The 21,839-nt window shown below is 63.8% G+C and carries 20 protein-coding genes and 1 tRNA gene; 12 read left to right on the top strand and 9 right to left on the bottom strand.

The genetic code is table 11. The features are described 5' to 3' along the window. The first annotated feature begins 11 nt into the window (after positions 1 to 11). The 3 genes from BB934_RS07340 (at position 12) to BB934_RS07330 (ending at position 4,165) form a co-directional block, all read left to right on the top strand. On the top strand, positions 12 to 1,382 hold the full coding sequence (locus tag BB934_RS07340) for a glutamine synthetase family protein (protein WP_099509048.1): 1,371 nt from the start codon (positions 12 to 14) through the stop codon (positions 1,380 to 1,382). A gap of 216 nt (positions 1,383 to 1,598) precedes the next feature. Beyond that, complete coding sequence (locus BB934_RS07335) at positions 1,599 to 2,990, top strand: aldehyde dehydrogenase family protein (protein WP_099509047.1); 1,392 nt, start codon at positions 1,599 to 1,601, stop codon at positions 2,988 to 2,990. A gap of 11 nt (positions 2,991 to 3,001) precedes the next feature. After that, a complete protein-coding gene (locus tag BB934_RS07330; RefSeq protein ID WP_099509046.1) occupies positions 3,002 to 4,165 on the top strand; it encodes an iron-containing alcohol dehydrogenase in 1,164 nt (387 codons plus the stop codon). 72 nt (positions 4,166 to 4,237) lie between these two features. On the opposite strand, the gene BB934_RS07325 is transcribed toward BB934_RS07330, so the two are convergent. Beyond that, the gene (locus tag BB934_RS07325; protein ID WP_099509045.1) at positions 4,238 to 4,834 is read right to left on the bottom strand and encodes an NADPH-dependent FMN reductase; all 597 of its coding nucleotides are present in this window, start codon (positions 4,832 to 4,834) and stop codon (positions 4,238 to 4,240) included. A 103-nt stretch (positions 4,835 to 4,937) separates the two neighbouring features. On the opposite strand from BB934_RS07325, the gene BB934_RS07320 reads away from it, so the two are divergent. Beyond that, positions 4,938 to 5,345 (top strand): winged helix-turn-helix transcriptional regulator, encoded by a 408-nt coding sequence (locus BB934_RS07320; protein WP_099509044.1) that lies wholly within the window; start codon positions 4,938 to 4,940, stop codon positions 5,343 to 5,345. Between the two features lie 109 nt (positions 5,346 to 5,454). Here BB934_RS07320 and BB934_RS07315 read toward each other — a convergent pair whose 3' ends face one another. Then, the gene (locus BB934_RS07315; protein ID WP_099509043.1) at positions 5,455 to 6,114 is read right to left on the bottom strand and encodes an HAD family hydrolase; all 660 of its coding nucleotides are present in this window, start codon (positions 6,112 to 6,114) and stop codon (positions 5,455 to 5,457) included. Positions 6,115 to 6,307: 193 nt separating this feature from the next. Here BB934_RS07315 and BB934_RS07310 point away from each other — a divergent pair, with 193 nt between their 5' ends. Beyond that, on the top strand, positions 6,308 to 7,075 hold the full coding sequence (locus tag BB934_RS07310; RefSeq protein WP_099509042.1) for a potassium channel family protein: 768 nt from the start codon (positions 6,308 to 6,310) through the stop codon (positions 7,073 to 7,075). A gap of 3 nt (positions 7,076 to 7,078) precedes the next feature. Here the strand turns inward: BB934_RS07310 and BB934_RS07305 are convergent, their stop codons facing one another. From BB934_RS07305 to BB934_RS07290, 4 genes are all read right to left on the bottom strand, one after another. Continuing rightward, the gene (locus BB934_RS07305) at positions 7,079 to 8,185 is read right to left on the bottom strand and encodes an ABC transporter ATP-binding protein (RefSeq protein ID WP_099512683.1); all 1,107 of its coding nucleotides are present in this window, start codon (positions 8,183 to 8,185) and stop codon (positions 7,079 to 7,081) included. A gap of 5 nt (positions 8,186 to 8,190) precedes the next feature. Beyond that, on the bottom strand, positions 8,191 to 10,380 hold the full coding sequence (locus BB934_RS07300) for an ABC transporter permease (RefSeq protein ID WP_099512682.1): 2,190 nt from the start codon (positions 10,378 to 10,380) through the stop codon (positions 8,191 to 8,193). Between the two features lie 112 nt (positions 10,381 to 10,492). Then, on the bottom strand, positions 10,493 to 11,539 hold the full coding sequence (locus BB934_RS07295; protein WP_173909432.1) for an ABC transporter substrate-binding protein: 1,047 nt from the start codon (positions 11,537 to 11,539) through the stop codon (positions 10,493 to 10,495). Between the two features lie 127 nt (positions 11,540 to 11,666). After that, complete coding sequence (locus BB934_RS07290) at positions 11,667 to 12,455, bottom strand: inositol monophosphatase family protein (protein WP_099509041.1); 789 nt, start codon at positions 12,453 to 12,455, stop codon at positions 11,667 to 11,669. Between the two features lie 194 nt (positions 12,456 to 12,649). On the opposite strand from BB934_RS07290, the gene BB934_RS07285 reads away from it, so the two are divergent. The 7 genes from BB934_RS07285 to BB934_RS07255 all read left to right on the top strand — a co-directional run bounded on the left by BB934_RS07285 (position 12,650) and on the right by BB934_RS07255 (position 18,674). Beyond that, the gene (locus BB934_RS07285) at positions 12,650 to 13,075 is read left to right on the top strand and encodes an NUDIX hydrolase (protein WP_099509040.1); all 426 of its coding nucleotides are present in this window, start codon (positions 12,650 to 12,652) and stop codon (positions 13,073 to 13,075) included. Positions 13,076 to 13,207: 132 nt separating this feature from the next. Further along, the gene (locus BB934_RS07280) at positions 13,208 to 14,380 is read left to right on the top strand and encodes a zinc-dependent alcohol dehydrogenase (RefSeq protein ID WP_099509039.1); all 1,173 of its coding nucleotides are present in this window, start codon (positions 13,208 to 13,210) and stop codon (positions 14,378 to 14,380) included. Between the two features lie 12 nt (positions 14,381 to 14,392). Further along, a complete protein-coding gene (locus BB934_RS07275; protein WP_099509038.1) occupies positions 14,393 to 14,968 on the top strand; it encodes a cyclase dehydrase in 576 nt (191 codons plus the stop codon). Between the two features lie 9 nt (positions 14,969 to 14,977). Continuing rightward, on the top strand, positions 14,978 to 15,427 hold the full coding sequence (locus BB934_RS07270; RefSeq protein WP_099509037.1) for a DUF488 domain-containing protein: 450 nt from the start codon (positions 14,978 to 14,980) through the stop codon (positions 15,425 to 15,427). Between the two features lie 44 nt (positions 15,428 to 15,471). Continuing rightward, entirely contained in the window at positions 15,472 to 16,014 is a 543-nt protein-coding gene (locus BB934_RS07265) for an MOSC domain-containing protein (protein WP_099509036.1), read from the top strand. A gap of 274 nt (positions 16,015 to 16,288) precedes the next feature. Then, complete coding sequence (locus BB934_RS07260) at positions 16,289 to 18,127, top strand: ABC transporter ATP-binding protein (protein ID WP_237050211.1); 1,839 nt, start codon at positions 16,289 to 16,291, stop codon at positions 18,125 to 18,127. A 43-nt stretch (positions 18,128 to 18,170) separates the two neighbouring features. Further along, the gene (locus BB934_RS07255) at positions 18,171 to 18,674 is read left to right on the top strand and encodes a GAF domain-containing protein (RefSeq protein WP_099509035.1); all 504 of its coding nucleotides are present in this window, start codon (positions 18,171 to 18,173) and stop codon (positions 18,672 to 18,674) included. 514 nt (positions 18,675 to 19,188) lie between these two features. Here the strand turns inward: BB934_RS07255 and BB934_RS07250 are convergent. The 3 genes from BB934_RS07250 to BB934_RS07240 form a co-directional block, all read right to left on the bottom strand. Beyond that, complete coding sequence (locus BB934_RS07250; RefSeq protein ID WP_099509034.1) at positions 19,189 to 20,868, bottom strand: M10 family metallopeptidase; 1,680 nt, start codon at positions 20,866 to 20,868, stop codon at positions 19,189 to 19,191. Between the two features lie 350 nt (positions 20,869 to 21,218). After that, on the bottom strand, positions 21,219 to 21,497 hold the full coding sequence (locus BB934_RS07245; protein WP_099509033.1) for a hypothetical protein: 279 nt from the start codon (positions 21,495 to 21,497) through the stop codon (positions 21,219 to 21,221). Positions 21,498 to 21,707: 210 nt separating this feature from the next. Further along, a tRNA-Thr gene (locus BB934_RS07240) sits at positions 21,708 to 21,782 on the bottom strand. Positions 21,783 to 21,839: the final 57 nt, after the last annotated feature.

The following is a 21,839-nucleotide window of genomic DNA, read 5'->3' as shown; positions in this document are numbered from 1 at the left end:
GTTTTTCTTAAATGGACGCTCCCAAGATCAAGAATGCCGCCGATGCGTTGGAATATGTGCGCAGCCGCGATCTCCCCTTTGTGAAGGTCGGAATCGTCGATGTGGACGGCATCATGCGTGGCAAGTACATGGCCCGCGACAAGTTCGAATCCGCCCTCGAGAAGGGCTTTGGCTTCTGCGATGTGGTGCTGGGCTGGGATTCCAACGATCAGCTCTACGACAACACCAAGCTCACCGGCTGGCACACGGCTTATCCGGATGCCTCGGTGCGCGTGCTGCCGGAGACCATGCGGCTCATCCCGTTCGAGAACGACCTTCCGTTCTTCCTGGGCGAATTCGACGGCTATGCGGAGGGTGCCTGCCCGCGCGGCGTGCTGCGGCGCGTGCTGAAAAAAGCCGAGGACATGGGTTTCGCGGTCTCGGCGGCGGCCGAGTTCGAGTTCTTCCTGTTCGAGGAGACGCCGCATTCCGTGCGCGAGAAGAACTATCGCGACCTGAAGAACATCACGCCGGATTTCTACGGCTATTCGGTGCTGCGCTCCGGCGTGCACGCGGATTTCTATCACGAGCTTCTCGACCTCGCGAACAGGATGGATTTCGAGATCGAGGGTCTGCACACCGAGACGGGTCCCGGTGTTCTCGAGGCCGCGATCCGCGTCGACGACGCGTTGAAGGCGGCCGACAAGGCGGCGCTCTTCAAGACCTACACCAAGATTTTGGCCCAGCGCCGCGGCTGGATGGCGACCTTCATGGCCAAGTGGTCGCGCGACTGGCCCGGCCAGTCCGGCCACCTGCACACATCGCTGCGCGATATCCGCACCGGCAAGGGCGCGTTCTACGATGCGAACGGCCAACATAGCATGTCGGAGACCATGCGCTGGTTCGTCGGCGGCCAGCAAAAGCTGATGCCCGAACTCCTCGCCATGGTCGCCTGCACGGTGAACAGCTACACGCGGCTGATCCCCGGCTTCTGGGCGCCGACCGATTCCGCCTGGGGCGTGGAGAACCGCACCACGGCGCTCCGCGTCATTCCCGGCTCCGAGAAATCGCAGCGCGTGGAGTACCGGGTCGCTGCTGCCGATATCAACCCATACATTGCGCTTGCCGCCGCCATCGGCTCCGGATTATGGGGCATCGAGAACCGGGTCGATCCGGGCGAGCCGATCCAGGGCAACGCCTATGCGGTCGAGCATCCGAAGGAGCGGGCGCTGCCGCGCTCGCTCGGCGAGGCCGCAGAGCGGCTCAAGGGCTCCGCGGCTGCGCGCGAACTCTTCGGCGACACCTTCGTCGAGCACTACGCCGCAACTCGCGAATGGGAGGAGCGCGAGGCTCGCAAGGCCATCACCGATTGGCAGCTCGCCCGTTACTTCGAGATCATTTAGGAGGTTTGCGAGACCTCAAGCATGAATGCGCATCTTCCCTCCCCCTTGCGGGGAGGGGTAGGGGTGGGGGTCGCAAAGTCAGAGTGCTTCGTTCGTCGCTTAATGATGATACTGATACAGCGTCTGACTGGTTTGATCTCGCGTCCCGTCGTGCCACCCCCACCCCTTACCCCTCCCCGCAAGGGGGAGGGGATCATTGCTGAAGGAGACGGCCTTATGGCCGATACCGATATCGTCTGCATTTCCCCCATCGACGGACGCGAGCTCGTCCGCCGTCCGATCATGTCCGAGACCGCCATCGATGCGGCGGTCAAGGCCGCGCGCGAGGCGCAAAAGGCATGGCGTAACACCTCGATTGCCGAGCGCGCTGCGAAGGTCTCCGCCTTCCTCGATGCGCTGCTCGCCATGAACCAGGAGGTGGTGCCCGAGATCGCCCAGCAGATGGGCCGCCCGGTGCGCTACAGCGGCGAGTTTCGCGGGGTCGAGGAGCGGGCGCGCTACATGATCTCGATTACGGAGAAGAGCCTGCAGCCGATCCCAGCCGACGACGAGAAGCCGGGCTTCCGCCGCATGATCAAGCGCGAGCCGGTCGGCCTCGTTCTCGTCATCGCGCCCTGGAACTATCCCTATCTCACCGCCATCAACACCATTGTGCCGGCGTTGATGGCCGGTAATGCGGTGCTGCTCAAGCACGCGTCGCAGACGGTGCTGGCCGGCGAGCGCTTCCAGATGGCGATGGACCGGGCCGGCCTGCCGAAGGGCCTGTTCCGGAACATGCATCTCTCCCACGACCAGACGGGCCGCATTCTCGGTTCCGGCCTCGTCGATCACTGCAACTTCACCGGCTCCGTCTCCGGCGGGCGCTCCATCGAGCGCGCAGCGGCGGGCTCCTTCACCTCGCTCGGGCTCGAGCTCGGCGGCAAGGACCCGGCCTATGTGCGCGCGGACGCCAATCTTGATCACGCCATCGAAAACCTCGTCGACGGTGCCTTTTTCAATTCGGGTCAGTGCTGCTGCGGCATCGAGCGCATCTATGTGCATGAGAAGCATTACGACCGCTTCGTCGAGGGCGCGGTCAATCTCGTGAACACCTATGTGCTCGGCAATCCGCTGGACGAAGCGACGACGCTCGGCCCGATGGCGCACAAGCGCTTCGCCGATCTGGTGCGCCAGCAGAACGCGGAAGCCGTGGCGAAGGGCGCGAAGGCGCATATCGACACGAAGCCTTTCGCAGCGGATACCGGAAACACCGCCTATCTCGCACCGCAGGTGCTGACCAATGTGGACCATTCCATGAGCGTCATGCGCGACGAGAGCTTCGGCCCCACCGTCGGCATCATGAAGGTGAAGGGCGACGAGGAGGCGATCCGCCTCATGAACGATTCGCCCTACGGCCTCTCCGCCGCGATCTGGACCTCGGATGTCGATGCGGCGGAAGCCATCGGCGAGAAGCTCGAGACCGGCACCGTGTTCATGAACCGCTGCGACTATCTCGATCCCGCGCTCGCCTGGACCGGCGTGAAGGACACGGGCCGCGGCGCGAGCCTGTCGCGGCTGGCCTACGAGTCGCTCACCCGTCCGAAATCCTACCACCTCCGTCAGATCTGATTGAACGCACCATGACCTCATCTCCCCGCTCCAACTGGAATTACCCCACCGCCGTGCGCTTCGGGGCAGGCCGCATTTCCGAGCTTGCGGAAACCTGCAAGGCAGTCGGCATGCAGGCTCCGCTCATCGTGACGGATCCGTTCCTGGCGACTCAAGCCATGACGAAGGCGGCGCTCGATCAGCTCACCGGCGCAGGCCTCAAGGCCGCGATCTTTTCCGACATCAAGCCGAACCCGGTCGAGACCAATGTCTACAAGGGTCTCGAAGCGTTGAAAGCCGGCAAGCATGACGGCGTCGTCGCCTTCGGAGGCGGCTCGGCGCTCGATGCGGGCAAGGTCATCGCCTTCATGGCTGGCCAGACGCGGCCCATGTGGGATTTCGAGGATATCGGCGATTGGTGGACCCGCGCGGACCCCAAGGGTATTCAGCCGATCGTCGCCGTGCCGACGACGGCGGGCACCGGCTCCGAGGTCGGCCGCGCCGGCGTGATCACGCAGGAAGCGACGCATACCAAGAAGGTGATCTTCCATCCGCTGATGATGCCGAAGATTGTGATCTGCGATCCGGAGCTGACGGTGGGCATGCCGCCGCACATCACGGCCGGAACGGGCCTCGATGCGCTGGCCCATTGCATCGAGGCCTATTGCGCGCCCGGCTATCACCCTATGGCCGACGGCATCGCGGTCGAGGGCATCCGCCTCGTGAGGGAATACCTGCCGCGCGCTTACCATGACGGCAAGGACATCGAGGCGCGCGCGCAGATGATGTCGGCCGCCGCCATGGGCGCCACCGCGTTCCAGAAGGGCCTCGGCGCGATCCATGCCCTGTCGCATCCGACCGGCGCGCTCTACGACACCCATCACGGCCTGACCAATGCGGTCTTCATGCCCTACGTGCTGGTCTATAACCGCAAGGCCATCGAGGAAAGGGTCGAGCGGCTTGCCGCCTATATCGGCCTCGAGCCCTCGTTCCAGGCCTTCCTCGACTGGGTTCTCAAGCTACGCAAGGATCTCGGCGTGCCGCATACGCTGGAGGGCCTGAAGGTCGACAGCGCCCGCTTCGATGAGATGTCCGAGATGGCGCCGAACGATCCGACCGCCGGCGGCAATCCGGTGCCGATCACGAGGGAGAGCGCGCGCAAGCTCTTCGAGGATGCCCTGGCCGGACGGCTCTGATCCATTCGCCATAAAATGAAGGCACCGCTGCAGATGTCAGCGGTGCTTTTGTCTTGATCGGCTGTCTATCGGTTAAGCGGCGGCCTTCAATGGGGCCTTGCGCTGGGCGCGCAGGGACTTGAGGGCTTCGGTCCAGCGGAAGAGCTCGTCGAGCATCGTCGTTGCCGAGGTCTTGTAGATGTCGATGGGCTTGAGGTTGCCGGCCTCGTCCAGGTTCGGGAAGACCATCGGCATCGGCACGCCTTCCGGAATCGGCATCATCTTCAGCGTCGTCACGATCTGCTTCGCCATCTGGACGGCGCGCAGGCCGCCCGAGATGCCGCCATAGCTCACGAAGCCGGCGGGCGCATAGTTCCACTCCAGCGACAGATAGCTCAGCGCGTTGATGAGGGACGAAGGCGGGGCGAAGTTGTATTCCGGCGTCACGAACACGAAGGCGTCGGCGGAGCGCACGCTCTCGGCCCAGGCCTTGGTGTGGGCATTCCGGTAGCTCTGCTTCATCGGATGCTCAGGCTCGTCGAAGACCGGCAGGTTGAACTCCGCCAGATCGACCAGGACCGGCTCGAACTTGCCATGCTCGGCCGTGAACTCGCTGAACCATTGGGCGATGCCTGGGCCGACGCGGCCGGGACGGGTGCTGCCGATGATGATGTGAAGCTTGGGCTTCATGACATGTCCTTGGTTTGCAATTGGAGGCGGGACCACTTAAGTTCCCTTTTGTAACCGAGGCTCATTAAGTAACTTCTGAGCCGCCGCGCAAGGAGGCACTTTCATGTCACCCAGTCACATCCATGTGCCCAGCCACTGTCGGACCGTGACGGAGATCCTGTCGCGGGTCGGTGACAAGTGGAGCGTCCAGGTCGTGGTCCAGATGGGCGAAGGGCCTAAGAGATTCAACGAGTTACGCCGCTCCGTGACCGGGATCTCGCAGCGCATGCTGACCCTGACCCTGCGCAGCCTGGAGCGTGACGGGCTGGTCACGCGCACCGTCTACCCGACCATTCCGCCGCGGGTGGATTACCAGCTCACAGGGCTGGGTTGCTCCCTGCTCAAGACCGTGCGGGGCCTCGGCGAGTGGGCGATCGCCAACCGGGACGAGATTCTGGAGGCCCGGCGGCGCTTCGATGGGGACGGCGATGCCGAAAGCGAGGCTTCGCGGCAGAGACCCGATGCAGCCTGAGAGCTGACCGGCGCCTCTCTAGAGCTGTTTCCACTGGCGTGGAATCAGCTCTTCTTTGGTTTGCCGCATTTTTTGACGGCGAACCGGATCCGCTTTGCCGAAAAATGCTCTAGCGGCCGGTCCGGTGCTCCAGGATCTCCCAGAGCGCGGGGTCCCGAAAGGTCATGATGGCACCGTCGGCGCCGACATCCCTCATCTCGTCCGCCGTGAGCCCGGTCAGGACGCCGAAGGAGAACAGGCCGGCGGCCTTGGCCGCCCGCATGCCTGAGGGGGAATCCTCGAAGGCGATAGCCTCCCCATCGCTGATGCCAAGCCTTTCTATGGCCGTCAGGTAGGGCAGGGGGTCGGGCTTGCCGCGCTCGACCTCTTCGATAGTGATCTCGACTTTGAACCGCCCTGCCAGCCCGAGCACCTCCAGCATGTGGTCCGCGTTGAGGCGCGGCGCATTGGTGACCAGAGCGATCTTGATGCCGCTGCCCTCGGCCCAATCGAGCAGGTCGAGCAGGCCCTCCAGCGGCTTCAGCTGCGTGGCCATGCGGCGGAAGGTGGCCTCCTTTTCGTCGGCATAGGCCTCGTGCCGGTCGACCGGCAGGTGCGGCAGGAGCGAGGCGAAGATGGCCTCGTTGGTCCGCCCGATGATCTTCGAGCGGTAGATCTCCTCGTCGATCGCCACGCCCTCGTCCTTGAGGACCGCGGCAAAAGCCTCCAGGTGGACCGGGTCGCTATGCACCAGGGTGCCGTCCATATCGAAGATCAGAGCTTTCAGCATCGGGCCGTCTCGCAAAGTGTCATGTCGCAAAGCGTCTTGGAGCATGGGTCAGGGGAATAGCGTCCTTTTCGTCAGGCGGCACCCCGTTGGAATTGCTACCCTGCTCTATAGATATTTGGGGAACAGTAAACCGTCTCCAAGCCGATCCCCCTATGTCCCGCGACCTTTCCCGACCCGTTTCCGAGATGCCCCCATGCGGGTAAAGGACAAGCTCAGGCTGCTCTACGAGGGCGATACGCCCGAGGCCCATCACTTCCGCTATGCGCTGCTGGTCTTCGATGTCACGACGATCCTCTTCATCGTCGCGACCTCGTTCCTGCCGCGCTCGCCTGCCTTCGAATGGATGGACGTGATCATCGGACTGATCGTTCTGGCCGACTTTTCCGCGCGTCTCCTCATCAGCCGGACGCGCTGGAGGGATCTGCTGCGCCCGACCACCCTGGCCGATGTGGTTGCCATCGGGTCGTTCCTGGCGCCTGCCGTCGGCGAGCAGTTCGGCTTCCTGCGCATCTTGCGCACCCTGCGCCTCCTGCGGACCTATCAGCTGACCGCGCGGCTTCGGGCCGACTTTCCGTTTTTCAGGCGCTACGAGGACCTGATCATCGCATCGGTGAACCTCGCCGTCTTCGTCTTCATCATGACCGGCTTCGTCTACGAGACGCAGCGTTGGACGAATACGAAGATCGGCAACTATATCGATGCGCTCTACTTCACCATCGCGGCGCTCACCACGACCGGATTCGGCGACATCACGCTGACCGGGACGCTGGGGCACCTGATTTCGGTCATCATCATGATCTGCGGCGTGACGCTCTTCCTGCGCCTCGTCCAGGTCCTGCTCCGGCCCGACAAGGTGCGCTTCCCCTGTCCCGCCTGCGGATTGCAGCGGCATGACTGGGATGCGGTTCACTGCAAGGCCTGCGGCACCACCCTCAACATTCCCGACGAAGGCGCGATCTGACGATCACGCTTCGGGAATGATGGCGACGCCGCGTAGCGTCGCAAAGGAGATGGCGACCGGCGTGCCCGGTGCGATCGGCTGCTTGCGCCCATACTGCACCACGAACAGGTTTCCGATGGGGCTCTCCACCTCGTATTCGATCTGAGTGCCGAGATAGGAGGCCTTGCTCACCGTTCCCGCGAGCGCGCCGGGCTGCACATTCTCGTCGATCTGGACCGCATCGGGGCGCACGGCAAGCCTCACGGCACCCGGGCCCAGGCCTCGGTGGGGCAGGTCGAGGGTGACGGCGCCGAGGCGCACCTGCGCATTCGGGCCGGCAAGGCTCACGAGATCGCCGGTGACGATGTTGGCGTCGCCGATGAAGTCGGCTACGAACAGGTTCGCCGGTTCCTCATAGAGTTCGCGCGGCGTTCCGGTCTGCGCGATGCGCGCATTCGACATGACGATGATGTGGTCGGAGACGGCGAGCGCCTCCTCCTGGTCGTGCGTCACATAGGCGACCGTGAGGTTGAGGCTCTGCTGCAACTCGCGGATGTCCTCGCGCACGCGCCGGCGCAGCTTGGCGTCGAGATTCGACAGAGGCTCGTCGAAGAGCAGCACCTGCGGCTCCAGCACGAGCGCGCGGGCGACCGCGACACGCTGCTGCTGGCCGCCGGAGAGCTCGGAGGGCGCACGCTTCTCGAGCCCCTTCAGGCCGATGAGCTCGAGCTTCTCCATCGCCATCGCGTTGGCGTCCTTCTTCGACGCTCCCTGCACGGAAGGGCCATAGGCCACGTTCTCCAGCACCGACATGTGCGGGAACAGCGCATAGGACTGGAACACCATGCTCACGTCCCGGTCGGCGGCGGAGAGGTTCGTCACGTCGCGGCCGCCGATCAGGATCTGGCCTTCGCTCGCCATCTCGAGGCCGGCGATCATGCGCAAGGTCGTGGTCTTGCCGCAGCCGGAGGGGCCGAGCAGGGTCACGAGCTTGCCCGGCTCGATGGTGAAGGACACGTCATCCACGGCCGTGACGTTGCCGTAGCGCTTCGTCACGTTGCGGAATTCAACGGACGCCGCCTGCTTCGTGCCGGCAGCCGAGAGGCGGGAGAGTGAGCTGATCGAGGACATCTTGTTCATGGAATCGCCTGCACGGCAACGGGAGAGGGGGCTGTGCTCGCGCTGCGGCGCCCGAGGCGACGTTCGCCGACGGCCAGCTGGATCGCCACGATGGCGACCAGCATGACGACGATGAGCACGGTGGAATAGGCGATCGCGAGGCCGAACTCGCCCGCCTCGACGCGGCCGACGATATAGGTCGTCGCCATGTTGTACTCGGCGGTGACGAGGAAGATCACGGCGCTCACCGCGGTCATGGCGCGCACGAAGGAATAGACGAGCGACGCGACGATGGCCGGCCGCAGCAGCGGCAGCACCACGCGGCGCATGGTGGTGGACGAGCCCGCGCCCAGGGTCAGGGAAGCCTCATCGAGGCTCTTGTCGATCTGGCTCAAGGTGGCGATGCCGGAACGCACCCCCACCGGCATGTTGCGGAACACGAAACACATCACGAGGATGAAGCCCGTGCCGGTGATCTCGATCGGCGGCACGTTGAAGGCGAGGATATAGGACACGCCCACGACCGTGCCGGGGATGGCGAAGCTCAACAGCGTGCCGAACTCGAAGGCGCGCTGGCCGGAGAAACGCTGCCGGGTCAGCAGATAGGCGGTGAGCAGGCCGATGGCGGCGGTGAGCGGCGCGGAGAGCGCGGCGACCTTGACGGTGGCGAAGAACGAGTTCCAGGCGGAGCCGGAGAAGTAGAGGCCCCAATCGGCGCGCTCGACGCGGAAGGCGGTGAGGAAATGCTCGAGGGTCGGCGTATAGTCGCGGCCCATGGAGCGCACGAAGGCCCCGATGACAATGATCACATAGATGGCGACGGTAAAGAGCGCCCACGGGATGGCCGTGAGATAGGAGGCGAGCGCCACGCGCCGCGGAAGGGGCAGGGGAAGGCCCGCATCACCCTTGCCTGTCACCGTCGTGTAGACCTTCTTGCCGAGCCAGGCGTGCTGGAGCCAGAAGGCGCCCAGCGTAAAGGCGAGCAGGATGATGGAGAGCACGGCGGCCCGGCCCTGGTCCTGCTGCGCGCCCACGACGGCGAAGAAGATCTTGGTGGACAGCACCTCGTAATTGCCGCCGAGCACCAGCGGGTTGCCGAAATCGGCGAGGCTTTCCACGAAGCCGAGCAGGAAGGCATTGGCGAGGCCCGGGCGCATGAGCGGCAACGTCACGGTCCAGAACGTCGTCCAACTCTTGGCACGCAGGGTCTGCGAGGCTTCCTCCAGGGTTGGGCTGATGCCCTGCACGACGCCGATGAGGACGAGGAATGCGATCGGCGTGAAGGCGAGAAGCTGGGCGATGAGCACGCCGGGAAGCCCGTAGATCCAGCGCGAGCGCGGCACGCCGAACCATTCCCACAGCACGGCGGACAAGGCTCCAGAACGGCCGAAGAGCAGGATCAGGGCGAGGCCGATCACGAAGGGCGGGGTGATGATGGGCAGAACGCTCATCACGCGCAGGAGCTTCTTGAAGCGGAACTCGGTGCGCGTCGCGATCAGAGCGAATGCCAGCCCCAGAGCCGTGGTGCCGACGCCCACGAGCAGACCGAGGAACAGCGTGTTCCAGGCCACGCCGCAGCGCAGGTCGCTCGACAGGCAGTCGACACCCCAGATCGACTTGTCGAGGAATTTCGTGACGAACTCCGCCGGCGCGAAGTTGCCGCTGTTGTCGGCAAAGGCGCTCGCCAGGATCGTGGAGACCGGGAAGAAGACGAAGACGATGATCAGCGCGATGACGGTGCCGATGGAGGAGACGACGAAACTGTCGCCACGGCACCAGCCCCGTGCGGCAAGACCGTGACAGAGAACGATCAGGAACGCCGTCGCGGTCAGCGCCGCGCCGTAGCCCATGCCGGCCTGACGCGGTCCCGGTTCGCCGAAGAGGCTCTTCAGGATCTCGAGCGTCCAGCCGTTGAGGCCGATGGAAAACCCTTGAACGACGATGAGGCCGAGGCCGAGAAGTCCCGATGCGACGAGCCATGTGCCTTTCGAGTCTGCAGTCGGCCTGACGACCGGCACCAGGGCCATGCCGAGCGGCACGATGATCGGCAGAAGCCACCAGGCTCCACGAAATCCGTGAAAGAGGGCCGATCCGCTGACGAAGTAGTCGGCGAGGGTCGGTGCCGCAGAGCGCTCGAACCCATACCAGGGCAGGAGGGCAAATCCGACCCAGCCCAGCACGATCCAGCCAAGGGTTGCCCGTGACATCCTGAATATTCCCGCCTCAAGGCCGATGCGCAGACCGGCCGACAAATCGATCAAGCATTGATGGGCCTTCGGCGAAGCGGGATGCGCTTCGCCGAAGGACGGTTCGATCCGACTATTTCGGCAGGTTCTTCACCTCGTTGTCCCACTTGGACAGAAGGCGCTTGCGCTCGGCCGAGGAGCCGTATTTCGCGAAGTCGAAGTTGATCAGCTTGATGTCGCTGAGCTTGGGCGCCTGCGGCGGAACCGGCGTGCTCTTGTTGGACGGCACCTGGTACGACTTGGCGTCGGCGCCGAGCTTCTGTGCATTCGCCGTCAGCGCCCAGTCGTAGAACTTCTTGGCGTTGTCCATGTTCTTGGCGCCCTTGATGAGCGACATGGAGCCGATCTCGTAGCCCGTGCCCTCGCAGGGAGCGACCACCTTCACCGGCGCCTTGTCGACCACCATCGTCACGATATCGTGCATGAAGGCGATGCCGGCCGTCGTCTCGCCGAGCGCCATGGCCTTGGCCGGAGCAGCGCCCGACTTGGTGTATTGGTTGATGTTCTTGTGCAGGGCCTTGAGGTAATCGAAGCCTTTGTCTTCGCCCATGATCTGCACGATGGTGGCGAGAAGCGTATAGGCCGTGCCGGAGGAGTTCGGATCCGCGACCTGCACCTCGTCCTTCAGCTCAGGCTTGAGCAGATCTGCCCAGCATTTCGGCTCGCCGATCTTTTTGGACTGCGCGAGCTCGGTGTTGTACCCGAAGCCAAGCGCGCCGGAATAGATGCCGACCGTGCGCTGTTTGGACTGCTCCCACTGGCGCACCGCCCAGTCCTGCAGCTCGCTCATCTTGGGAGATTTATACTCCACGGTGAGGCCTTCCTCGGCTGCCTGCATATGGGGGTCGCCCGTGCCGCCCCACCAGATGTCGGCGCGGGGATTGGCGGACTCCGCCTTCACTTGGGCGTAAACCTCGCCGGCGCTCTTGCGGGTCATGGAGACCTTGATTCCGGTCTCGCGCTCGAAGGCGTTGACCATGGCGCGGCACCATTCTTCCTGCACGCCGCAATACATGACGAGCTCGCCCTGCGCTTGGGCTGCTCCCGCTGACATGAAGGACAGGGCCGTCATGGCGCCCGCCAGCATGGTTCCCGTTACGAAAGTCTTCTTCAGTCTCATTTCAGTCCTCCCATGATAGGCCGATATGTTATTGTTTGGCCGGCTAAGCTCCCTCCATTGCCTCGGCGGGTCAAGAGCCCTGTCGGCCCTCCGGCTGAATCTTTAGAATAAGGCTACGGCCTCAAGCTCACCTCGCAATTCCCGTCGCCTGCGTGAGGGCGTCGGCAAGCTCGGGTGTGCACACCAGAACGGGGTTTCCCTTACGCAAGCCGTCATTGGCCAGGAAGTCGTTGGCCCAGCCGCCGGCCTCCTCGACGAGGAGGAGCCCCGCCAGCACATCCCAGGAATTGATGTGGAGCTCGCAATAGGCGTCGGTGCGCCCATCGGCGACATAGGCAATGCCCAGCGTTCCCGAGCCGGCGCGGCGGACATTGGCGCCGCCGGCTTTCAGCTTGTCGACAACGGCGATGTAGGGTTCCGGCGGCAATCGTGACGACCATCCGGCTTCCACCGTCGCCTGCTTCATATCGGCAAGTCCGCTCACCCGGATCGGCTCTCCATTGAGGGTCGCGCCACGGCCACGCTGGGCCGTATAGAGCTCTGAATGCATCACGTCGTAGACCACGCCGATCTCCACGCGGCCATCGCGCACGAAGGCGATGGAGATGGCGAAGTGCGGGATGCCGCGGGCGAAATTCGCCGTGCCGTCGATGGGATCGACGACCCAGACGTCGCGCTCGAAGGATCCGCCGCCTTCCTCGCCGAAGAAGGAATCCTGCGGGAAAAGCCCGCTCAGCCGGGTCCGAATCAACTCCTCCACCTCGGCATCGGTGGCGGTGAGAAAATCCTGCGGCCCCTTGAAATCCGGGCGCTGCGAGCGCGGCCGCTCCAGGAAGCGCTTGCGGGCGAGCACGCCGCTCTCCCGCGCGACGGCGCAGGCTGCGGCAAATCTCAGGTCGAGGCCATCGGTCGTCATCGCTCGGGGTCATCCTTCTGAATCGCAATCGCGGACATCTTCGTTATCAGCCGGTCATGGAACTTTGAAAGCATGGAGAATGGTATCAGGCGGGAACCCCTGCCATCCTCAACTCTTTTTGAAAAGATCCTTTCTTAGCCGGCTCAAATCACTTACGTTACAAACTAACCCGCCAGGAATCCTACTCTCGTCGAATGTCCCAGATCCCCCCAGAAGAACTCAGCCAGGTTGCAGCGCTTCCTTTCCGCATCAAGGATGGAAAGATCGAGGTGCTTCTCGTGACATCGCGGGAAACCAAGCGCTGGCTGATTCCGAAGGGCTGGCCCATGAAGGGCAAGAAGCCGCACAAGGCGGCCGCCCAGGAGGCGGAGGAGGAGGCCGGCGTCAAGGGCGAGATCAAGAACAAGCCCCTCGGCTCCTACGATTACTGGAAGCGACGCGCCGCGCATTTCGATCTCTGCCGGGTCAACGTCTATCCCCTCGAGGTTTCCAAGCAGCTGAAATCCTGGCGGGAGAAGGGGCAGCGCAGGGCGCAGTGGTTCGAGGTCGAGGAAGCCGCTCACCAGGTTCTCGAGCCGGCGCTGGCCGACCTGATCCGCAGCCTGCCGCAGCACGTCTGACGGCTCGCCGCAACGGATGCGGGCAGATTTTACCAAGTCCGAGGGAACGTAAGGCTCCCGAATAAGTATTCCCCGCGAACGCGGCCGAAACCACGAGGCTTGGTATTCGTCGGTCGTCTGAGGGAGATATTAATGAAGGCGCTCGTTTGGCATGGCACCACCGACATCCGGTGCGACTCTGTTCCCGACCCCGAGATCGAGCAACCCCGTGACGCGATCATCAAGGTGACGAGCTGCGCCATCTGCGGCTCGGACCTTCATCTCTACAATCACTTCATGCCCGGCATGAAATCCGGCGACATCATGGGCCACGAAACCATGGGTGAGGTCGTCGAGGTCGGCTCAGAGGCCAAGGGTAAGCTCAAGGTCGGCGACCGGGTGGTGATCCCCTTCACCATCATCTGCGGCGAGTGCGAGCAGTGCAAACGCGGCAATTTCTCGGTCTGCGAGCGGACGAACCGCAACGGGCACATCGCCGCCAAGGCCTTCGGCCACACCACGGCGGGCCTATTCGGCTACACCCATCTCACCGGCGGCTATGCCGGCGGGCAAGCCGAATATCTCCGGGTGCCCTTCGCCGATGCCACCCATATCAAGGTGCCGAACGGGATCCCCGACGAGAAGCTTTTGTTTCTGAGCGACATCTTCCCCACCGGCTGGCAGGCGGCGGTGCAATGCGACATCCAGCCCACCGACACGGTGGCGATCTGGGGCTGCGGCCCGGTCGGACAGATGACGATCCGCAGCGCCATCCTGCTAGGGGCGAAACAGGTCATTGCCATCGACCGCATTCCCGAGCGCCTTGCGATGGCCGGGGCCGGTGGCGCCATCACGATCAACATCGATGAAGACAGCGTGATCGAGCGCCTCAACGAACTCACGAACGGGAAAGGCCCCGAGAAGTGCATCGACGCCGTCGGCATGGAGGCGCATGCGACCGCAACGATCGATTCCATGTACGACCGTGTGAAGCAGGCGACGATGATGGAGACCGATCGGCCGCATGTGCTGCGCGAGATGGCCTATGTCTGCCGACCGGCCGGCACGCTCTCGATTCCCGGTGTCTATGGCGGCCTGCTCGACAAGATCCCCTTCGGGGCGATCATGAACAAGGGTCTTACGATCCGCACGGGTCAGACGCATGTGAACCGCTGGTCCGACGATCTTCTGCGCCGCATCGAGAAGGGACAGATCGATCCGTCCTTCGTCATCACCCATACCGTGTCCCTCGATGAGGGGCCGGACATGTACAAGGTGTTCCGCGACAAGCAGGACGGCTGCATCAAGGTCGTCATCAAACCCTGACAGGTGAGCATCATGCGCTACGAAACCGAAAGAACGCGCCGTCGCGGCCAGGCCGACACGGCGACCGACACCCTGGCCCGCGGGCTCGGCCTGTTCTCCATCGCCCTCGGCGTCGTCGAAGTGGCGGCGCCGCGCGCGTTGGCGCGGGCGCTCGGCATGAAGGGGCAGGAGGGTTTGATCGCCGGCTACGGCGTGCGCGAGATCGCAACCGGCATCGGAATCCTGGCTTCGAAGGATCCGACACCGTGGATCTGGGGCCGCGTGGCAGGCGATGGGCTCGATCTAGCGACGCTGGCGACGGCGCTCGAAGGCAATAATCCGAAGAAGGGCAATGTCGGCATCGCCATGGCGGCGGTGGCCGGCGTGACGGCGCTCGACATCTATTGCGCGCAGACCCTGAGCTGGGAAAGCCCGCATCCGCTGCCGCCGCTGCAGGATTATTCCGATCGCAGCGGCTTCCCGCGCGGCATCGAGCAATCGCACGGCGCGGCGAGCGACTTCGAGGTGCCGCGGGACTTCCGCACGCCGGAGGCGCTCCGCCCTTACACGCAACCGGAGACGCCTCGACATCCGCAGCCATCCATGTAATTTCGCGGCATGGCAAAGCCGCAGGTTTTTACGATCGGATACGAGGGAGCGGATGTCGACCGCTTCCTCGGCACCTTGAAGGATGCGGGCGTTGAGACGCTTGCGGACGTGCGCGCCGTCGCGCTCTCGCGCAAGCGCGGCTTCTCGAAATCCGCGCTGCGCGATGCCTTGGCGAGCCGGGAGATCGGCTATCAGCACTTCATCAAGCTCGGCACGCCGAAGGAGGGCCGCCAGGCGGCCCGGGCCGGCGACGGCGACCTCATGCGCCGGATCTATTGCGACGAGGTTCTCGTCACTGAACCGGCACAGGAGGCTTTGCGCGATCTCGAGGCGCTGGCTCAAAGTCAGCCGATCTGCCTCCTGTGCTTCGAGCGCGATCCCGCCAATTGCCATCGCCGCGTGCTGGCGCAGCGTCTCGCGGAGAAAGGCTTCGAGACGGTGGATCTGACCGTTCTCTGACGCTACAAGGCGAAGGAAGCATAAGCGAGGGGGCTCGGCGCGGAATGGATGCGATCGTCACGGCGGTGAGCCGCAGCGCGACACACAGCTTCAGCAAGGCCAATCATGAGGGCATTCGTCTTCTCGCCGGGCTCGGCGTCGAGGGCGACGCGCATCTCGGCACGACGGTCCGGCATCGTTCGCGGGTGGCGAAGGACCCGAGCCAACCGAACCTGCGGCAGGTCCACCTGATCCATGCCGAGCTGCACGATGAATTGCGGCACGCGGGCTTCGATGTCGCCGCCGGCGCGATGGGTGAGAACATCACCACGCGCGGTATCGATCTGCTCGGCCTTCCGACCGGCGCGCGCCTGCTGATCGGCAAGAGCGCGGTGATCGAAGTGACGGGCCTGCGCAACCCCTGCGTCCAGATCGACCGCTTCCGAAAAGGGCTCATGAAGGCCGTTCTCGGCAAGGACGAGGACGGCAACCTCGTCCGCAAATCCGGCATCATGGGCATCGTGATCGAGGGTGGCGACATCAGGCCGGGGGACGCCGTCCGGGCGGAGCTGCCGGCGGGTCCGCACCGACCGCTTCAGGTCGTATAGGCGTCGAAAACAGGCCCGAAGTAAAAGTGCGGTTGCCAAGTCGAGCGAACTGCATTACTTTCAGTCTAGGTTTAATTTCAAGAGAGGGAGGACTGCATGGCTCACATCTGCTTGCTGAACGTTCCTCCCATGTCCAAGCCGAAATCATAGGCCGGACCGGGTGGGGCCCCGAGGCCCTGCAAACCTTACCAAGCTTCCATAGTCCATAAACGAGCGATATTGGGCGCCGTAAGCCGCCGTTCCGCTGTCGCTTCGCACAAATTCCGGGAGAGGCATGCGCTTCGAGCGCTGCCTGTTCGCTTCCATGAACCAGCACAAGAAGAGCGGGGACGCCACCCGCGACGTTTTGAGATTCACCTTCCGCCACTGGCGCGCGGAGCCGCGCTATGTGGCGCTCATCGTGGTGACCATGATGGTCTCCACGCTCGCCGACGTGTTCATGCCCGTCTTCGCAGGGAGGCTCGTCGATGCCATCGCTGCAGGCGGCGACCGGGGCGCAGCGCTGCATGCGGCGCTGATCGCATTCGGCTGCATGACCGGCCTCGGCCTGCTGATGATCGTCATGCGGCACCTGGCATTCTACGGCATCGTGGAGCTGACGCTGCGCGTCATGGGGCGCGTGGCGCAGGACGCGTTCGCACGCGTGCAGCGCTTCTCGACCGATTGGCATGCGAACTCCTTCGCCGGCTCCACGGTGCGCAAGATCACGCGCGGCATGTGGGCGCTTGACCTGATGCACGACACGCTCTTGCTGGCGCTGCTGCCCTCGCTCACCGTGCTCGCCGGCTCGATGATCGTGCTCGGCCTGCGCTGGCCGGTGATGGGCCTCGTGATCGGCGTGAGTGCGCTCGCCTACATCGTGATGACGGGCTTTCTCGCCACCCTCTATGTCGCCCCGGCGGCGCGACTGGCGAATGCCTGGGATACGCGTGTCGGCGGCACCCTGGCCGATGCCTTGAGCTGCAACCCTGTCGTCAAGGCATTCGGCGCCGAGATCTGCGAGGACGGCCGGCTGACCTGGGCGCTGGGCAAATGGCAGAGTCGCACGCGGCGCGTCTGGCAGCGCGGCACCAACAGCGGCACGGTGCAGTTCATCGCCCTGCTCGGCATTCGCGCCGCCATCATCGGCACCGCGATCTGGCTGTGGTGGGACGACCGCGCCACGCCGGGCGATCTCGCCTATGTGCTCACGACCTATTTCGTAATCCACGGCTATCTGCGCGATGTGGGCATGCACATCAACAACCTGCGCCGTTCGGTGAACGACATGGAGGAGCTCGTCGAGATCCACCGGGAGCGCATCGGCGTGCCCGATCATGCCCATGCGACGCCGATCCGCATCGGGCGCGGAGAGGTCGTGTTCGACCGCGTCACGTTCCACTATGGCGGGCACGTCACGCCGCTCTACCGGGATCTTTCGTTGACGATCCGCGCCGGCGAGCGCGTGGGCCTCGTCGGTCCTTCCGGATCCGGCAAGACGACCCTCGTCAAGCTGATCCAGCGCCTCTACGACGTGACGGGCGGCGAGATCCGCATCGACGGGCAGAACATCGCCGATGCACGGCAATCGTCCCTGCGGTCGCAGATCGCCATCGTGCAGCAGGAGCCGATCCTGTTCCACCGCACGCTCGCCGAGAACATCGCCTATGGGCGGCCCGGTGCCGGCATGGCCGAGATCGAGCGTGCGGCGCGGCTCGCCAACGCGCATGACTTCATCATGAGCCTGCCCAAGGGCTACCTGACCCTGGTCGGCGAGCGCGGCGTGAAGCTGTCGGGCGGCGAGCGCCAGCGCGTCGCCATCGCCCGCGCGTTCCTGGCCGATGCGCCGATCCTGATCCTCGACGAGGCGACCTCCGCTCTCGACTCGGAATCGGAGGTGCTGATCCAGCAGGCCATGGTGCGGCTCATGGAGGGGCGCACCTCCATCGTGATCGCGCACCGCCTGTCCACGGTGCGCGCGCTCGACCGCATCCTCGTGTTCGACAAGGGCCGGATCGTGGAGGAGGGGGACCACTTAAGCCTCTATCGCAAGGGCGGTCTCTATCGCCGCCTCTGCGACCATCAGGGGCTCGACCTCGCCGGGCCAGCCCGGTCGGGCATGGCGGCGGAGTGAGTCCAGCTGGACAGGATAGCCGGAGATCCATAAGGAAAAGCCTATGTTCGAAGCCAAGCCCCTCTCGAGTTCCGGCAGCAAACGGGACTTCTACGCCTCGCTCGCCCAGCAGCTCACCGGGCTGCTGGAGGGCGAGCCGGATGCGATCGCCAACGCCGCCAACATGTCGGCATTGATCTATCAGCTGATGCCCGATCTGAACTGGGCCGGCTTCTACTTCATGCGCGGGCCGGGGCTCGTTCTCGGCCCATTCCAGGGCAAGGTCGCCTGCGTCCGCATCCCCGTGGGGCGCGGCGTCTGCGGCTCGGCCGTGGAGCGGAAGGAATCGATCGTCGTGCCGGACGTGCATGCTTTCCCGGGCCACATCGCCTGCGACAGCGCCTCCCGCTCGGAGCTCGTCGTGCCGCTCGTCAAGAACGGCGTCGTGCTGGGCGTGCTCGATCTCGACAGCCCGAGCCCGAACCGGTTCGACGATGAGGATCGCGAGGGCTGCGAGCGGCTGGTTGCGATCTATCTCGCAGCCTCCGAGATTTCGCCCGACCCGTAAATATCGACATCTATTACAGCCGAACCGCCGCTACCGCAGAAACCTATCCTCAAGCGGCGGGCCGGGCGCAAGGTCGTGCTGCTCGAAGCCCAGCGCGTGGTCTGGGGTGCCTCCGGTCGCGCCGCGATTCAGCTCACCTATTGGAGCTATCAGGCCGCCGATGCAGCCCGGGAGTTTCGCTCCCGCTGAAGGTGCGGGAGCGATATAGAATTACATTTTGGCGGCGGATGCAACGACCCAGAGACAGCTGAAGCTGAAAGCGAGCGCAATCAGATTCAGCACATAGGCCATTGCATCGTTGGCGGGGTGGCGTTTTCCCGTTTGGTCCATCGCACTTCCTCGTAGAGCGGAAAGTTTGATCTCAGGGATAACGCCTAAGCTTGCTTTCGGTCCAGATGGTTAACCAATAATTTCCGTCAGCGCCCATCGTTCTAAGACGTCTGCTCTCGCATGTACAATCGTTGCCAGTGGAGAGCGGCTCCGCAATCCGGCAGACGCTTTCGAGCGCGGACGATCACAAATAAAAGTCGCTCTTGGACAGCGCCGTAAGTCCTGTGACGGCGATCTTGAAGTCGGCACTCGCATCGCCGTTCACGTCGCCCGACACGATGCCGTCGGCAAAGCGCAGCTCGCCGGCCTTGTGATGGAATGCGGCTTTGCCGATGAAGGTGAAGGCCTGATCGCCGGCGACGGATGTTTTTGCGTCGATGCCACGCAGATCGATGTGGTCGGAGCCTCTGACGAAATCCTGAATCGTATCCACGGTGGACCTGCGCGAGTCGCTCGAAGCCTGAAAGACGAAGGTGTCCGCGCCGCTGCCGCCGATGAGCAGATCCTTGCCGCCCTGGCCATAGAGCTTGTCGCGGCCCGCGCCGCCGTGCAGCGCGTCATTGCCGCCGCGCCCGTAAAGCGTATCGTTGCCTCCGTCACCCTCAATGGTGTTTGCAGCACCATTGCCGCGAAGCTTGTCACTATGAGCGCTGCCGACCAATCCCTCGATGCTGACATAGGTATCGCCCGCGGCTTCGCCCCGGTTGCTCGAAGGGGATTGAAGGTCGGCCGTCACGGAGGCCTTAGCGACGGCATAGCTCGCGGCGTCCTTGCCGCCGCCGCCGTTCAGCAGATCCTTGCCGCTGCCGCCGATCAGAATGTCGTTGCCGCTTAGTCCGTAGAGCTTGTCGCTGCCGCCATTGCCGCGAAGATTGTTGGCCGCGACATTGCCCGTGATGACGTCGCTGCCCGAGCCGCCAGAGGCATTCTCGATGAGAGAGAGCGGATTGCCTTGATAGAGAAGGGCGTTGGCAATGTTGCCGGTAGCGAGCTCCGACCCGTCCCAGTACAGCTTGGCAAGCTGCTCCTGCGACGTGGTGGTCCATGCGCCGGGCTGGAGATCGATTGTCAGTTCGGTCGTGTAGCCTGCGAAGCTGTAAGTGTCGTTGCCGCCGCCATCCCACACGGTCTGCAGGATCCGGTTGCCGCCGGGAGCGCCCTGGCGCGCGCCATCGATGGACATCTCGCCTGTCGTCGGGCTCCAGGAATAGGTGGTGTTGCCGCTGTTGGTGGCGAAGTTCGCACCGTACATGTGCTGGATCGCGGCGATGTCATACGTCATGAGGGACTGGGCATAACCCCAGGTCTCGTTCGCATAGCCCGAATAGATCGAGGCACCGACATATGAGCGATAGCTCATCACCGTGTATTCCATGCTGTCGCGCGACAGCGGCATGTTGCCCTCGTGGGAGTGCTCGAGACCTAGGGCGTGTCCGATCTCATGGACGATGGTGAGATAGGCGTAGTTCCCCTTTGCGGGGCTCGCGTAATTGCGGCTGGAATTGTTGACCCACACATCGCCGCCTGTGGCGTCCGTGGTCGGAAAATAGGCCCATGCGGTGCTCGGCAAATCCGATTGAGCAAAGCGCAGATCGGCCGCCGCTGCGCCAGTTCCGCCGACTTCCTGGAAGGTCAGGTTGCTGACGGCCGAGAAGAGGTCCAGTGCGGATCGCGCGATCGATTGCTGGCTGCCGTTGAAGGCTCCAAATCCCTTGGCGGTCTCACCGTCCCCGTAGGAGGCGCCGTAGGAGGTAGCCGTCACCGGGAAGCTGTAGCTGAGATGGCTCGGCACCCATTTGAGGCTGCCCAAAATGGCATCGACGTAAGAGTTTCCCGAGGAATTGTAGGTCTCGACAGCTGGCATGGTTGTCTCAATCGATAAAGCGGGAGTTCAGTTGCCAAATCCGCCGAAACGGTGGCGTGCCGGATAGAGGCGCCGATGGCAGCCGATATCTCGGATAAAAGCCACGAGATCGCTGCCGGAGGCCGCATGGGGCGGAACCGCTACGGTAAATCGTCGTATGTCATTGTATTCTGCCCGATGCGAGAGTGTTTTTTCTTGGCTGTCTCGATCGAACGGTATCGCTCGGAGGCTTAGTAAAAGATTATCAAGGGAATAAAAATCGACTTTGCTTGAATTATTTCTCTATCGGACACCATGCCGCATGATCGTCCTCTACGTCATCCGCTGTCGGCTAAAGTGATTCCGGGGCATCAGGGACGCAGACGATCATCCAGCTTGGCGGTCTGGGGCCGGACGCTGGTCTCGAAGCGGATGGAGCTCTGGACAGGCGGAATGGCGGCACGCCTGCTGCCGGTCTTGCGGCCCCGCTTATCGAGAGCCTCCTGAGCGAGAAGGCGGACGTCCTCGAGACGCCATTCCTCGCTCAGCCATGATCTTCCGATGACTTTCAGGATCTGCTCGAGCGCCGCATACGGATCGGCGATCTCGGGCGCAACGGCCGCGTTCTTCATGGTCCATTCCCCCATCATGCCGGAGGTTTTCCTCCAGTCATCTTTCCCGGGATGCAGGCCGCGAAGACCAGCATTGCCGGCTCACCTTATTATTGCAAAGCCAAGCCCCAAAAGACAACTAGGCCTTTGGTTCTGCCCCCAGCGGATGAGGCGCGCGCAATGGAGTTGCGATGTGGGGAGAAAGAGGCTGCCGATGAGCCTCGAACCCTCGCGTCGCGAGGGCGTGGCTGGTGCTGCCAGAGAGGATCGAACTCTCGACCTCTCCCTTACCAAGGGAGTGCTCTACCACTGAGCTACGGCAGCGCGCCAACGGGGAGGGCCGCTTACTGCCACAGGGCAGCCCTCCATGCAAGCTTGAAA

The organism is Microvirga ossetica (genome assembly GCF_002741015.1).
Lineage (GTDB): Bacteria > Pseudomonadota > Alphaproteobacteria > Rhizobiales > Beijerinckiaceae > Microvirga > Microvirga ossetica.
Note: the sequence above shows the minus strand (reverse complement) of the source record. Positions and strands in the feature narration are given on the sequence as shown.

Coding starts and splice junctions, on each gene's coding strand:
- BB934_RS07340 (WP_099509048.1), top strand. CDS start 12: ATGGACGCTCCCAAGATCAAGAATGCCGCCGATGCGTTGGAATATGTG.
- BB934_RS07335 (WP_099509047.1), top strand. CDS start 1,599: ATGGCCGATACCGATATCGTCTGCATTTCCCCCATCGACGGACGCGAG.
- BB934_RS07330 (WP_099509046.1), top strand. CDS start 3,002: ATGACCTCATCTCCCCGCTCCAACTGGAATTACCCCACCGCCGTGCGC.
- BB934_RS07325 (WP_099509045.1), bottom strand. CDS start 4,834: ATGAAGCCCAAGCTTCACATCATCATCGGCAGCACCCGTCCCGGCCGC.
- BB934_RS07320 (WP_099509044.1), top strand. CDS start 4,938: ATGTCACCCAGTCACATCCATGTGCCCAGCCACTGTCGGACCGTGACG.
- BB934_RS07315 (WP_099509043.1), bottom strand. CDS start 6,114: ATGCTGAAAGCTCTGATCTTCGATATGGACGGCACCCTGGTGCATAGC.
- BB934_RS07310 (WP_099509042.1), top strand. CDS start 6,308: ATGCGGGTAAAGGACAAGCTCAGGCTGCTCTACGAGGGCGATACGCCC.
- BB934_RS07305 (WP_099512683.1), bottom strand. CDS start 8,185: ATGTCCTCGATCAGCTCACTCTCCCGCCTCTCGGCTGCCGGCACGAAG.
- BB934_RS07300 (WP_099512682.1), bottom strand. CDS start 10,380: ATGTCACGGGCAACCCTTGGCTGGATCGTGCTGGGCTGGGTCGGATTT.
- BB934_RS07295 (WP_173909432.1), bottom strand. CDS start 11,539: ATGAGACTGAAGAAGACTTTCGTAACGGGAACCATGCTGGCGGGCGCC.
- BB934_RS07290 (WP_099509041.1), bottom strand. CDS start 12,455: ATGACGACCGATGGCCTCGACCTGAGATTTGCCGCAGCCTGCGCCGTC.
- BB934_RS07285 (WP_099509040.1), top strand. CDS start 12,650: ATGTCCCAGATCCCCCCAGAAGAACTCAGCCAGGTTGCAGCGCTTCCT.
- BB934_RS07280 (WP_099509039.1), top strand. CDS start 13,208: ATGAAGGCGCTCGTTTGGCATGGCACCACCGACATCCGGTGCGACTCT.
- BB934_RS07275 (WP_099509038.1), top strand. CDS start 14,393: ATGCGCTACGAAACCGAAAGAACGCGCCGTCGCGGCCAGGCCGACACG.
- BB934_RS07270 (WP_099509037.1), top strand. CDS start 14,978: ATGGCAAAGCCGCAGGTTTTTACGATCGGATACGAGGGAGCGGATGTC.
- BB934_RS07265 (WP_099509036.1), top strand. CDS start 15,472: ATGGATGCGATCGTCACGGCGGTGAGCCGCAGCGCGACACACAGCTTC.
- BB934_RS07260 (WP_237050211.1), top strand. CDS start 16,289: ATGCGCTTCGAGCGCTGCCTGTTCGCTTCCATGAACCAGCACAAGAAG.
- BB934_RS07255 (WP_099509035.1), top strand. CDS start 18,171: ATGTTCGAAGCCAAGCCCCTCTCGAGTTCCGGCAGCAAACGGGACTTC.
- BB934_RS07250 (WP_099509034.1), bottom strand. CDS start 20,868: ATGCCAGCTGTCGAGACCTACAATTCCTCGGGAAACTCTTACGTCGAT.
- BB934_RS07245 (WP_099509033.1), bottom strand. CDS start 21,497: ATGATGGGGGAATGGACCATGAAGAACGCGGCCGTTGCGCCCGAGATC.